Annotated in this window: 12 protein-coding genes; 8 read left to right on the top strand and 4 right to left on the bottom strand. The window is 38.4% G+C overall.

Translation table 11 applies throughout. The features are described 5' to 3' along the window. The first annotated feature begins 54 nt into the window (after window positions 1–54). Both ACN1CD_RS04050 and ACN1CD_RS04045 read left to right on the top strand, forming a co-directional pair. Window positions 55–1,068, top strand: a complete 1,014-nt coding sequence (locus ACN1CD_RS04050; protein ID WP_419128978.1) for a hypothetical protein — start codon at window positions 55–57, stop codon at window positions 1,066–1,068. Window positions 1,069–1,403: 335 nt separating this feature from the next. After that, window positions 1,404–2,669 (top strand): hypothetical protein, encoded by a 1,266-nt coding sequence (locus tag ACN1CD_RS04045; protein ID WP_419128976.1) that lies wholly within the window; start codon window positions 1,404–1,406, stop codon window positions 2,667–2,669. 161 nt (window positions 2,670–2,830) lie between these two features. On the opposite strand, the gene ACN1CD_RS04040 is transcribed toward ACN1CD_RS04045, so the two are convergent. Beyond that, window positions 2,831–3,133: a hypothetical protein gene (locus ACN1CD_RS04040; protein ID WP_419128975.1), complete on the bottom strand. Its 303-nt coding sequence runs from the start codon at window positions 3,131–3,133 to the stop codon at window positions 2,831–2,833. Beyond that, window positions 3,133–3,648, bottom strand: a complete 516-nt coding sequence (locus ACN1CD_RS04035) for a hypothetical protein (protein ID WP_419128974.1) — start codon at window positions 3,646–3,648, stop codon at window positions 3,133–3,135. The genes ACN1CD_RS04040 and ACN1CD_RS04035 overlap by 1 nt, the downstream gene beginning before the upstream one ends. A gap of 860 nt (window positions 3,649–4,508) precedes the next feature. Between ACN1CD_RS04035 and ACN1CD_RS04030 the strand changes: the two genes are divergently transcribed. The 5 genes from ACN1CD_RS04030 to ACN1CD_RS04010 all read left to right on the top strand — a co-directional run bounded on the left by ACN1CD_RS04030 (window position 4,509) and on the right by ACN1CD_RS04010 (window position 9,835). Next, window positions 4,509–5,237, top strand: coding sequence for a DUF429 domain-containing protein (locus tag ACN1CD_RS04030; protein WP_419128973.1), 729 nt, complete (start codon window positions 4,509–4,511; stop codon window positions 5,235–5,237). 146 nt (window positions 5,238–5,383) lie between these two features. Beyond that, the gene (locus tag ACN1CD_RS04025) at window positions 5,384–6,388 is read left to right on the top strand and encodes an aldo/keto reductase (protein WP_419128972.1); all 1,005 of its coding nucleotides are present in this window, start codon (window positions 5,384–5,386) and stop codon (window positions 6,386–6,388) included. Window positions 6,389–6,464: 76 nt separating this feature from the next. Next, on the top strand, window positions 6,465–7,361 hold the full coding sequence (locus tag ACN1CD_RS04020; RefSeq protein WP_419128971.1) for a helix-turn-helix domain-containing protein: 897 nt from the start codon (window positions 6,465–6,467) through the stop codon (window positions 7,359–7,361). A gap of 105 nt (window positions 7,362–7,466) precedes the next feature. Further along, window positions 7,467–8,438, top strand: a complete 972-nt coding sequence (locus ACN1CD_RS04015) for a Gfo/Idh/MocA family protein (protein WP_419128970.1) — start codon at window positions 7,467–7,469, stop codon at window positions 8,436–8,438. Window positions 8,439–8,749: 311 nt separating this feature from the next. Further along, the gene (locus ACN1CD_RS04010; RefSeq protein WP_419128968.1) at window positions 8,750–9,835 is read left to right on the top strand and encodes a fatty acid desaturase family protein; all 1,086 of its coding nucleotides are present in this window, start codon (window positions 8,750–8,752) and stop codon (window positions 9,833–9,835) included. Window positions 9,836–10,101: 266 nt separating this feature from the next. On the opposite strand, the gene hxlA is transcribed toward ACN1CD_RS04010, so the two are convergent. Both hxlA and hxlB read right to left on the bottom strand, forming a co-directional pair. Next, window positions 10,102–10,737, bottom strand: a complete 636-nt coding sequence (hxlA, locus tag ACN1CD_RS04005) for a 3-hexulose-6-phosphate synthase (protein ID WP_132536272.1) — start codon at window positions 10,735–10,737, stop codon at window positions 10,102–10,104. A gap of 35 nt (window positions 10,738–10,772) precedes the next feature. Next, complete coding sequence (gene hxlB / locus ACN1CD_RS04000) at window positions 10,773–11,378, bottom strand: 6-phospho-3-hexuloisomerase (RefSeq protein ID WP_419128967.1); 606 nt, start codon at window positions 11,376–11,378, stop codon at window positions 10,773–10,775. Window positions 11,379–11,580: 202 nt separating this feature from the next. On the opposite strand from hxlB, the gene ACN1CD_RS03995 reads away from it, so the two are divergent. Then, a complete protein-coding gene (locus tag ACN1CD_RS03995) occupies window positions 11,581–12,441 on the top strand; it encodes a helix-turn-helix domain-containing protein (RefSeq protein WP_419128966.1) in 861 nt (286 codons plus the stop codon). Window positions 12,442–13,322: the final 881 nt, after the last annotated feature.

Raw genomic sequence — 13,322 nt, 5'->3', positions numbered from 1 at the left:
CAATATATAATCTTTATGAAACAAAACCACATCTTCAGGAGTGCTCTCCTAAAAATGGCAGCCTTTGCGGCCATCGTCTCTTTTGCAGCTTGCAGTAAATCAAAGGATTTGCAGGACAGCAGCTTAACAAAAGATAAAACTGATCTATCTTCCTCAAGGGATTCCACTAAATCTGCAGCAACAGTAGAATCCTACCCGAACGAAGTGAGGGCATCTGGAAGTAACTTCATTTGGCGGATAAACAATGTTGATCAGGGCAGCACCAGCAGTCTTGCAACAGCCTTAAATAATGTCATTGGCACAGGTAATCGCGAAGTTCACATACTCATTGGTGGTACGCTCGGACAACAAATCAATCTTCAGCCAGGGCTAACCCTGCGTTGTCATAATGTTAGCTTTAAAAAGGGCCACACCGGTAATGGCTTTTTTAGAGATGGTAGCGGCGGGATCAAGATTTATGATATGATACTGGATAATAGTACTGCCGGAATGGGCATCAGAACAAGCCGTGCAAGCGACATCTATATAGAAAATGTTAGAATCTATGGGGGCGGTATCGGTATCAGAATTGACAGCCATCCCAGCCGACCTTATGAAGACGGACGTTGGGTTAAAAATATTCACATCCAAGACTGCAGGTTCGAAAATGGCAGCAGTCATGGACTAGAAACCTACGGTGTAGATGGCTTTAAGGGCTATGGAATTGTGGCCCGGAACATGGGCGAATGCGGAGTTTTACTTAACAAAACCATAAACGGAACCCTTGGAACAGTTAATGCTTATCGTTGTAGTAATGGAGGCGGCTATGCAGGACTAAGATTAGCCAACGATTGTAGTAATGTTACCACCAGCATGCTAATTGCTGAGGAGTGTGGCCGGGGATATTTTGTACTTACCGGAACCAACAATTGTCGTTTAGATAATGCCAGAATCACAAATGGTACCGGTATTGGCGTTTGGCTGGAGAACGTGGTAAACTGCAGCGTGCTGGCAGGTTGCACTAATGATGGCGTTGCAGTTACAGGATCAGGTAGTTATGCTAATGTAAGCACCAACGGCTGCCCGTAATTTAGGCTGCATTCAATTGTAGTTCACCTATCTGGGAGGAAATTATCTGGAGCCAGGTCAATTGCAGATGATAATAGACTGAATCAAAATTTTAAGCGAATTATCAATTAATTTCCGGAATAATGAGCTCGATATGGTGTCGGGCTCATTCCGTTTAGATTGGGGTTTATGTTGTAATTATTAGATCAGAAATAATTAAAATTAGCTATGGAAAGATTCAGGGAATGAATATCCCATTATTAATTTATAAAAGATTATTTTACACCAACGCAACGAAGTCCAATTAATATTGTCTTTAGATTATGAAAATATACCTCTTACTTATATGCTTTTTCATGCTGCATACTTCACAAGCACAAAACCACATAAACGACATAGTTACTATAGATATTGATAATTTTTGGATTGCTTATGACAAAATAACTTCAACAAAAGATAGTAGTGAAAAGTATCAATTTCTCGATCGATTTTTTATTTCAAAAGGAACTCCCGGTCTTAAAGCGATGATAGCAGCCAGATCGTATACCAATAAATCATATATCGATGCGATTCATACATATCCCCTGTACTGGAATTCTATACGTAAATCAATGTTAAAGGCTAAAGAATATTCAAAACAGATTAATAAAAATATTGGAAAGTTAAAAGCGATTTATCCATCCTTAAAACCAGCAAAGATATATTTTACAGTTGGTGCCTTTAGATCCGGAGGTACCACGATGGATAGTTTGGTCCTTATTGGAAGTGAAATTGCCATGGCCAACCATCATACAGAATTAAAAGAATTCCAAAGTAAGCTACCAAGTTTGGCAAGCTATCTTAAAACAAACCCAATTAATATATTAGTGTTTACAAACATACATGAATATGTTCACACTCAGCAGAAAACAACTGTTTCGCCAAATCTTCTCGGTCAATCCATTTTAGAAGGAGTTGCTGAGTTCATTGCTGAAAAGGCTACCGGAAAACCGTCTACTACACCAGCGCTGAATTATGGAAAAAAGTATAAAAAAAGGATTGTAGAGGTTTTTTGTTCTGCAATGTTTAATGCATCTAATGGCTTTTGGCTTTACAGTAATTTAGAAAACGAATTCAAACAAAGAGATCTTGGATACTATGTAGGTTATGCTATTAGTGAAGCATATTACAATAAATCTGCAAACAAAGCCCTTTCTATAAAAGAAATGATCGAGCTTGATTATAATAATAAAGTCGATGTCATAAATTTTGCTGAGCAATCAGGTTATTTCGAAAACTCAGTTATCGAATTGGAAAAAAAATATGAATATAGTCGACCAACTGTAACGGCAATTAATCCAATCGGTGAGGATAGGTTAATAAGTGGATCGGTTAAAAGAATAACCATAAACTTCTCAGAACCTATGGATAAAAAACACCGAAATTTTGAGTTAGGCCCTTTAGGGAAACAAAATCAATTAGTTATTAAGAACATGCTTGGATTTTCGGAAGATGGAAAAACATTAACTTTTGAAGTTGAAATGGATACTAATAAACGTTACCAATTAGTAGTTGGCGAGGGTTTCCGAAATACTAAAGGTATTTCATTAAAACCCTATCTGATTGATTTCAATACAATTTGATAAATTGATGTGATTCCGATTCATACCATCTAACCTTGATAAGCAATCATTATAATAGGCCTTATCAACAAGATATTTATTCTACTATCAAAGCTGATGGAATTTTATTAATAAATGGAATAACAAAGAAGATGCCGATGAAAGGCACTGACGGATGGGCATTAATTGATTATAAATGGCACATCAACCCGCCCCAAATTAAAAGCTTTCAGTAAGAATATGGGCAGTAGGAATACTAAATTATTGTCTTTTGTGAAAGCTAATTTAACGACGGCATAAAAAGCAATTCCTATAATACCACCGATGGTTGAATAGATAACTACTTTTAACACACTTAGGTTTTTTAGTAAATCACTCTCCCCAGGATTGATCGGAGAAATTTCCGCATTCCCTGCAATTGTGTCTATTACTGCAAAAGCAATTCCTGCAATAATGCCAATAAGAATAAAATATACAATCTTCATTACTGTGTTATTTTGGATCTATAAAAAGTTGTAAATTTTTCTTTTTCAATATCTTTATGCTGTATTTTTTCAACAAAAATACTCCACGGTTGTAAAGCATTATAATCAATGTCAGAACTTTCTTCAAGGGGTTTATATAACGACCATATGGAACCATCCTTTTTGATTATTATTATTTCGTTTATTGGTTTACCTTTCATTTCGCCATGCAGGTTATCAAATTCACACTTATAAAACAGGCTGTCTTTATAGGATATATAAATTACATAACGAAGCGTACCGTCATTCTCAATTTCATAGCTTTGACCATTATAATAGGTAGTGGCTATCAATGTACTATCGTGTTTGAGAATCTCCACGTTCACTTTTAGATCTTTTGTTAAAATTGCGTTTCCACTTACAGTAAACTGAGGTTCCTTGTATTTACAACCCGTATATAACATCAAAAGGATAATTGCTATGCTCCTTCCTCGCAAAACAGCAAGGCTGAAGAGTGGGATTAATGTTTTCATCATTGGGCGTTTATCATAATGAGTTGGAGAAGAACAATTTTAATAATTTTCCATGTTATAAAATTTTTAAATTACCATTAAAACTGTCGAAGTCTTTCTGCGCTCCTGCCCTTTGAGACTTCGCAAGTTGATTCGACTTACGAAGTTTTGGAGGCCTGCGTGTTGGAGAAACTTCGTCAGTCTCTCGGAAATTTTTACTGGTAAAACTGTCGAAGTCCTTCCGTGCTCCTACCCTTTGAGACTTCGCAAGTTGATTCGACTTACGAAGTTTAGGTGGCCTGCGTGTTGGAGAAACTTCGTCAGTCTATCGGAAATTTTTACTGGTAAAACTGTCGAAGTCCTTCCGCGCTCCTACCCTTTGAGATTTCGCAAGTTGATTCGCCTTACGAAGTTTAGCTGGCCTGCGTGTTGGAGAAACTTCGTCAGTCTCTCGGAAATTTTTACTGGTAAAACTGTCGAAGTCCTTCCGCGCTCCTACCCTTTGAGACTTCGCAAGTTGATTCGCCTTACTAAGTTTAAGTGGCCTACCGTGCGGTGCGATAAAGTTATTTATCAAGCAGACAGTTGGTACTGTGATAGATATATAGCATTTGCATATCTAGAAACAGCGGAAAATTTTAGTATAAAACGCTATTTAATATTGAGTGATACCGCCATATTGCACCAAGCTACCGCCAAACTATTTTACTCAACCGCCAAGTTGAAGTAAGCTACCGCCATCTTGTTTTGGCTTACTGCCAATTGTAAGTAGCGAAATGCAAATTGATAACTGATCACTGAAAATTGAGCATTGAAAACTGAAAACCACTCCCAACAATTAATGCACTACTTTGTATAATAAAGAAAAGAAGTAAAATTTAAAAATGAGCAATAAGGCTGTAGGCATAGATGGGTGTAAGTATGGGTGGATTGCTGCATGCCATGAAGATGGAACAATTGAGATCTTTCAAACGATCGCAGAAGTATGGGATCATTTCGGGAGTGATTGTGATTTTCTAATTGATATGCCCATCGGTTTACCAAGTGCAAAAATCCCTCAGCGAACCTGCGAGCAGGAAGCCAGAGCTACCTTACCAAAAGGAAGAAAATCAAGTCTCTTTCCGGTACCATGCCGTGAAGCATTTGCTGCTGAAACCTACCAGGAGGCAAATGAGATGAACCGACGCATTTTAGGTAAAGGACTTACCAAGCAAACCTGGTTCATTATGCCAAAGATCAAAGAGCTGGATCACTTGCTGATTAGAAATGATCAGGCAAAATTGAAGTTCAAAGAATCTCATCCTGAAATTGCCTTTCAATTCTTAAATGCCGGGAAGCCTTTACTAACCAATAAAAAAACGAATGAAGGAATTCAGGAACGGCTACAGATCTTACAAAAACACCATCCTGAAACAGAACAGCTTTACCGCGTGGCCTTCCAGAAATTTAAAAGGGCTCAGGTAGCAGCGGACGATATTCTTGATTCCCTATGTTTATCCATCATGCAGGTTAAAATTCAGGATAATAGTAAAGCTGGAATTCGCCATACCTTCCCTGAAAAGCCCATTACGGATGAATTCGGAATCGAAATGGCCATTTATTATGCGCCCTAAAGACTTAAATAATTTCTCTCCAATCATAAACATTCATCGAAAAACTCCTCATTCTGATTATTCCATTGATTTGCAAACAAGTTTCAGGGCTTTGCATACAATTGCGTTTCAAATCTTCCACACCTTTGGATCATAAAATAATTATCATGGAAATCAAGAAGATAAAATTAGGAAATCAAGGTTTAGTCGTTCCGGCAATGGGATTGGGCTGTATGGGCATGACAGGCTTTGGAGATATGGATATGTATGGCAAAGCAGATGAAAAAGAGGCCATAGCAACCATTCACCGGTCTCTCGAATTGGGTGGAAACTTTTTAGATACAGCAGATTTGTATGGTCCGCTTAAGAATGAGCAATTGGTAGCCAAAGCCATCGAAAACCATAGAAATGATTACATTATTGCCACCAAGTTCGGTTGGGAAATAGATGATCAAAACGAAGTAACCTGGAAAATAAATGGTAAGAAAGAATATGTAAAAAAGGCAGTAGAACGATCGCTGAAAAATCTTAAAACCGATTATATCGACTTATATTACCTGCATCGCCTGGATAAAGACACACCTATTGAAGAAACCGTAGAAGCGATGAGTGATCTGGTTAAAGAAGGTAAAATTGGTTACATTGGTTTATCAGAAGTTTCTTCAGAAACCATTAAGAGAGCCCATGTCATTCACCCGGTTACCGCTGTGCAAAGTGAATATTCGCTATTTGAACGCACGGTAGAAGAAAGAGGTATTCTGCAAACATTAAATGAAATGGAAATTGGTTTCGTGGCTTATTCGCCACTTGGAAGAGGCTTCCTCTCCGGACAAATCCGCGGCATTGATGATTTGCCGCAGGATGATTTCAGAAGGTCAATTCCCCGTTTTCAGGAAGCATACTTTCATAAAAACATAGAACTGGTAGAAGCTATAGAAGCCATGGCTGCAGAAAAAAACATCACCTCAACGCAGTTGGGTTTGGCATGGATCATCAACAAAGGCATTATCCCAATCCCAGGCACAAAACGTAGACAATATCTGGAGCAGAATATCGCCGCTTCATTTATTCAGCTTAGTGAAACTGATTTACAAAAACTGGAAAGCATCATCCCGCTGGGTACCGACACAGGCAATGCCTACGACGAATTTAGCATGGGGCTGATTGATTAACACACTGGCACGGCTACTCTATTTCATTGCAGTCGTGCCATTTTACATTCTTTTTATCTTTACATTTAGTATCATCATGAACGCCATTACTTCTATTTCAACATTCCATCGTTTATTATCACTTCCCGAGCCACTCCACCCATTGGTTAGTGTAATTAATCTTGCTGAAAGCACATTTATTGAAGATGAGGTATGGAAGGGCTTCGTTAGTCGCTTTTATTGTGTTGCCTTAAAACGAGAAGCCACCGGAAAGGTTAAATATGGGCAACAACACTATGATTATGACAAGGGTGTGCTCAGTTTTACCGCACCAAATCAGATACAATCTCTGGATCTGCAAAACATGGATTGCGGCGCCGGTTATTTACTTATTTTTCATCCCGATTTTTTATTGAAACATGCCCTGGCCAGTTCGATCAATAGCTACGGATTCTTTTCTTATGCCGTGCACGAAGCCCTGCACCTTTCAGCAGAGGAAGAAGATGATTTGATTACCATCCTAAAAAAAATAGGCAAAGAATGCCTGCATATCGACCGGCATACGCAGGAAATCATATTATCTCAAATTGAATTACTCCTTAATTATTCCAACCGTTTCTACGAGCGACAATTCATCACCAGGAAAAACAATAATCACCAGTTACTGATAAAATTTGAACAGGTAATTGATGATTATTTTAATGAAGATTATACCGCACAGTTTGGTTTACTTACCGTAAATTATATCGCCAACAAACTGAATTTATCGCCCAACTACCTCAGCGATTTATTGCGGGTTCATACCGGCCAGAATACGCAACAACACATCCACGAGAAATTAATTGGCAAGGCGAAAGAAAAACTATCTACCACTACGTTATCCATCAATGAAATTGCCTACGCACTGGGCTTCGAACATGCGCAATCTTTCAGTACGCTATTCAAAAAGAAAACCAATTTATCTCCAGGAGCTTTCAGAAACACTTTAAATTGAAAAAATTCAAACTCTTGCTGATCTTCTCCAAACAAAAATTAAGATTCTGACTTTCTATCTTTGGTGACTATGATTAACTTACCAAAGAAATAAAAATAAGCATTTATGAGTGAAATTAAATGGGGAATAATTGGCTGTGGCGATGTAACAGAGGTAAAAAGCGGACCTGCTTTTAATAAGGCGCCTAACTCTTCGCTAGTCGCGGTAATGCGGAGAAATGCAGCAAAGGCTGAAGATTATGCCAAACGGCATCAGGTTCCAAAATGGTACAGCGATGCAGATCAGTTAATTAATGATCCGGAAGTGAATGCTATTTATATTGCCACCCCACCCCTACAGCATGAAGAATATACGATTAAAGCATTGGCTGCCGGGAAACCGGTTTATGTAGAAAAACCAATGGCTTTAAATAGCGAAGCCGCTAAAAGAATGGTGGCCGCCTCGCAGCAATACGGAGTTAAACTTTCGGTAGCGCACTACAGAAGGGAACAACCTCTTTTTTTAAAGATTAAAACATTACTCCAAGAACAAGTAATTGGCGAAGTCCGCTTTGTGGAGCTAAAGATGTTGCAGCCTCAAAAAAGTGATCTTATTGCCAATGCTGAAGAAAACTGGAGAGTTAACCCGGAAATTGCAGGTGGCGGACTTTTTCATGATTTAGCCCCTCACCAACTGGATTTAATGCTTTATTATTTTGGTGAAATAGAAAGATTTGATGGCATTGCCGTAAACCAAACCGGGCAAGACCAGGTGGATGATTTGGTTACCGGACACCTATTATTTAAAAACGGCGTGGTATTTAATGGTACCTGGTGCTTTAGCGTAGCCGAAGCAGATCTATCTGATAGTTGCGAAATCTACGGCAGTAAAGGGAAAATTAGTTTCCCCATGTTTGGCCATCAAATAAAAGTACTGGTAAATGGAACCGAAGAAAGATTAGACTTTCTTCCCCTCACCCATGTAGAACAACCCATGATAGAAAAAGTAGTGGCCTATTTTTTAAATGAAGGCGAAAACCCTTGTAGTGGCGAAGAAGCGGTAAAAACGATGGATTTGCTGGATGGATTTACCCGCTAACTAAATCTTTTAAAAGATTATCATTTTTTTCAAAAACATTAAAACAATTCAACTTTAGATTTGTCTATTATTTAGTTTGTTTGGTTTATGCTTTAAATGATGGATGTCTTTAAAGCAAAAATAATTCAGCCTCATAGAAATATGGGGCTTTCTCATTTTATATATCTCGGTAAATGAAGATTTAAAATTTTAATACAAACCAAAACATATCATAATACGTTCATATCTTTAAAGGCCAACTTATTGGCAGCTACATAGCTTGATGAACTCGGAGTATCGCCCCTGTACATAGGGTGGATAGAGAAAGAGATATGAAAGTTAAAACGAAGTTCCCGGCGCCGAAAGGTGTCCATTTTTATGCAGAATTAAGGCAGCGAGTTAATGCCGATTTTGTTTCCCGAGATTTAAGTATTAATGCAAACGGCCTCATGTGGCTTAAAACGTTTATATTTCTCAGCTTATTTGCAGCCACTTACCTCACCATTATCCTATCCGATTTTAATGGAATCACACTTACCTTGCTCACATTGATGCTTGGTGTAGTCTGTGCATTTATTGGTTTCAATATTTGCCATGATGCCATCCACGGATCATTCTCTGCTAATAAACAAACCAATAAAGCATTAAGCATGTTGTTCCACCTTGTTGGGGCTAGTCCGTATGTTTGGAACATTACCCATAATATTGTGCACCATACCTACACCAACATTCCCGGGCATGATGAAGATATTGAAATTGCGCCTGGTTTAATCCGCATTTGCCCTGAAGATAAGTTAGAACCGCATCAGCGTTTTCAGCATTGGTATGCATTTCCATTATATGGGTTAGCCTCGCTATCCTGGGTATTACGAAAAGATTTTAAAAAATTCTTTCAGCAGAACATTGGCTCAAGAGAAAACATTCATCCTAAAATTGAATATTTCAACCTGTTTTTCTATAAATTTCTATACTACGGCTTGTTTATCGCCTTGCCAATGATTGTGATGAATGTACATTGGTGGCAGGTATTAATCGGTTTTGTATTATTGCATCTGGCACAAGGCATCACCATGGGATTGGTTTTTCAGTTAGCACATGTAGTGGAAGGAACAACTTTTCCAAGTCCGGATGAAAGTGGAAATATGGAAGAGGCCTGGGCAGAACATCAAATGCGGACTACCGCAAATTTCGCTACGCAAAGTCCGATGGCTGCTTTTTTTCTAGGCGGTTTAAACCGACAGATTGAACATCATCTGTTTCCAAAAATCTGCCATGTTCATTATGGCCGAATCGCTGTGATTGTGAAGCAAACTGCTTTGGAATTTGGAATCCCTTATCATGAGAATATTACTTTTTCTGCCGCACTCGTTTCACATTATCGCATGCTGAAAAAACTGGGCAGGCCGGCAGTTGCTTAACTGTTTAATACACTTCTAAATAAATATAGAGTGTCCCTTAACCTTACTGATTAATTTAATATCTAACCAACCAGCTTTGATTTTAAGACGTTAATCACTTAATACTGACAGATTTGTAACCATGTATTTTCGGTTGGTGAGACAATAACCGATAGAATCAATAAAAAGAAGGGTGTTTCATCTAATGATTACTTTTCAGCTGGTGAGACACCAACCGATAGAATCACCTCAATGAAACACCCCTTTATTTATAGAAAGCTGAGTTTTTAAACCGCAGCTTCCATTGCTTCGCGTAATGCTTTTGCTGCTGCCGCAGGATCTTCCGCACCATAAATAGCTGCACCAGCTACCACTACTTCTACTCCTGATTTTACTACAGCAGCAACGTTATTAATATTTACACCGCCAGCAATAGATACTGGTACACCAACTCTTGCTGCTTCGTCAATTAACACCTGGATAGAATATCCATCAGTCCATTGCTCATCTAAACCTGCGTGTAATTCTACGAATTTAACACCCAGTTCAGTTACTTCCTGTGCTCTTTTAACACGATCAGGATAACCAATAGTATCTACTACCACACCCTTTCCATGCGCTTTTGCTGCTTTAACTGCACCAATAATGGTAGCATTTCCTGCAGCACCCATTACGGTTACTAAATCTGCACCTGCTTTAAAAGCGATATCTGCTTCTAATTCACCAGCATCTGCAGTTTTAAGATCTGCAAAAACCAATTTATCAGGGTGAGCATTTTTCATCGCAGTGATTACTGATGAACCTACATTTTTGATTAAAGGTGTTCCTAATTCAATGATATCTACATAAGGAGCCACTTTTGCCGCTAATGCCAATGCTTCTTCTGTTGTTAATAAATCTATTGCTACTTGTAATTTTGCCATGATTTTATTTATTTATAATTAATATTTAAATGTTATTATTCCAGGTTTGCGTGCCTTTTATATAGCTCATCCGCAGGTGTGCCATCCAGTTTCCAGAGCGATTGAAAAACAGCATCCATCAAAAGCAATAAAAACTGCTCAAATAAACTCCCTGCATATTGTTCTGATTTTCCACTCCCGTGTTCTTCTTTTCCTGCTGCCGGGATGTAAACCACATGATCGGCAAGTTTTGCCAGTGCCGAATTTGGATCTGCTGTTAAAGCCACCAACTTTGCCCCTACTGCCCCTGCCTTTTCTGCAGCCCTTACAATGCCGCTGGTGGTACCTGATCCGGAAGCTGCAATTAACAAATCATCTTTGCCGATGGCGGGCGTGGTGGTATCGCCTACTACATATACCTGCAAGCCTAAATGCATCAATCGCATCGCTGCAGAACGCATGGCAAAACCAGATCTTCCTGCAGAAATCATAAAAATGCGCTTAGATTGCTGAATGTAATTGATAAATGGAATCAGGTTTTCCATATCCATTTTTTTAGCCAGCTTTAAATTCTCGTTTAAAACCAGTTCCAAATTCAATTGTAAACCCCAAACCAATTGTTGATTATCTAATGATTCTTCTATTGCTTCTTGCATTTCCATATCGTCGTATTCGAATGCATCAAAGGTAGCCGGGCGTTATGGCTAAGCGGTTATACAATCGGCACATAATATGGGACAATCAGCTAAAAGCGTCTCGATAAAGTCATACTTCTGACATTAAAATCAGCTCACTTCCGAATAGTCCACCAAAATGTGATGATTATCCTAAGCATTAAAATCCAGTCTGCTATCTTTGTATCACATGACTGCAGCTAAGCCAACCTATCTCGAACAATCACTTCTTTACATCCGAAATCTTCACAATTGTCCGCCTAGTTACCTGAATGATCCCGGCAGAAAAGATTTCTTTGAAGTGGTTTGGTTAAAAAACGAAGATCCATTACATAACCTTTCCGACCCAACTTTTAACATCAAAGGCGATTGGATTTACCTGATTCCACCTTACCGCGTACATCAATTAAATAAGGCAGGAAAAAATGGGGAACTGATCTCTTTTAAAAGGTCAATGCTGGAAGAAGAGGATAAAGACTTTCTACTCGATCTGTTTAGAATTTTTAATGTGCAGGGAGAATTTTCTTGCCTAAGGCTGGATGAGGCTTCATCAAAAGAACTCGGTGCCATCTATCAGATCATGGAAGATGAATATCACCGGGAGGGCAATCATTTTATCATGCTTAAAGCCTTATTGAAAGTGTTTCTGTTAAAGCTAATTAGTGTGAAGGAACATGAATTTACCAGCCATGATGTTCACCAGAAACGGGTTTATGAGTTTTTGATGCTTTTGGAAAGTAATTTCTTAACCGTTACCAATATTGATTTTTATGCAGGAAAATTGGGCATCACTTCTAAACGCCTGAATCAGATTTTAAAGGAAAAGCTGGATAAAACCGGCACACAAATTATTCACGACCGGATTATTCTGGAAGCGAAAAGAAGGATGATCCATAGTGAAGTAACAATTAAAGAAATTGCTTATGATTTGGGCTTTTCTGACCGGCCTTACTTCAGCCGTTTCTTTAAAAAACAAACCGGCGAAACGCCTGATGAATTCCAGAAGAAAGCAAAGGCACATATTGAATCAAAATTCAACACTTTGATTTGAGATTAAGAAATTTAAAAATTCCTTAAATTAATAACATTAACCTACTGGTCTGGTGTTCCACCAACCAGCAGAAGTTTAATTTATTGGCATGTGTTTTATGTTGGTTAAGAACAAACTAGATAGATGGAAAAAGTAAGAACAGCAAGGTATATTGTAGCTCATGTGATGTTGGTAATACTTACTATTGTGAATCTTCAAGCGATCGCATTATAAGAGGTTATCCCGCAGATCAAAATGATCACCGCAGATTTTACTTTTCGTTTCTGCGGAAATCTCCTGAATCAGCGGGCAAATTATTAGCCTAACCTTAGTGGTCTGGTGTCCCACTTACCAGCATAAATTTAATTTATAGGCATGTGTTTTATGTTGGTTGAGAACCAACTGATAGATGGAAAAAGTCAGAACAGCGAGGTATATCGTAGCTTGGGCGATGTTAGTAATACTTACTATTGTGAATATTTAAGCGATCGCATTATAAGAGGTTATCCCGCAGATCAAAATGATTACCGCAGATTTTACTTTTCGCTTCTGCGGAAATCTTCTGGATCAGTGGGCAAATTATTAGCCTAAACTACTGGTCTGGTGTCCCACCAACCAGCATAAGTTTAATTTATAGGCATGTGTTTTATGTTGGTTGAGAACCAACTAGATAGATGGAAAAAATCAGAACATCTAGGTATAGTTTAGCTCAAGCGATGTTGGTATACTTACTATTGTAAATATTTAAGCGATCGTCGTACAAGGCTTTATCCCACAGATCAAAATGATTACCGCAGATTTTACTTTTCGCTTCTGCGGAAATCTTCTGGATCAGTGGGCAAATTATTAGCCTAAACTACTGGTCTGGTGTCCCACCAACCAGCATAAGTTTAATTTATAGG

The organism is Pedobacter sp. N23S346 (assembly GCF_048515415.1).
GTDB lineage: Bacteria > Bacteroidota > Bacteroidia > Sphingobacteriales > Sphingobacteriaceae > Pedobacter.
Note: the sequence above shows the minus strand (reverse complement) of the source record. Positions and strands in the feature narration are given on the sequence as shown.